The sequence below is a fragment of the Gilvimarinus sp. 1_MG-2023 genome (assembly GCF_030548285.1).
This window is the reverse complement of the sequence record NZ_JAUOSC010001562.1, coordinates 1-242: the sequence shown is the minus strand read 5'-3', so window position 1 is coordinate 242 and position 242 is coordinate 1. Positions and strand designations below refer to the sequence as shown.

1 protein-coding gene is annotated in these 242 nt (G+C 57.0%); it reads left to right on the top strand.

Annotation, left to right across the window (positions count from 1 at the left end; translation table 11 throughout):
- Positions 1–242 (top strand): hypothetical protein (locus Q4563_RS22055; RefSeq protein WP_303606059.1); only part of this gene is annotated, 242 nt, incomplete at both ends.

Here is a 242-nt window from a genome sequence, read left to right as displayed (position 1 = left end):
ACGTCAATCAGCGGCTTATCAACAGCGCTCGCACCGCCAGCAACAACATGAGCCTGCTGGGCTCTCAAAATCTATCAACACTCCGCGCCGCGCTGGCCAGTGCACAATCCCAGCTGGATCAAATGAGCGACTCCGCAACCAGCACCCTCACATCACTGCGCGAACAGCTCTACAGCCTGCAAGGCGACACCGAGGCCTATCAAGAATCCCAATACCTCACCCAAAAAGCCGAACTGCAAGCC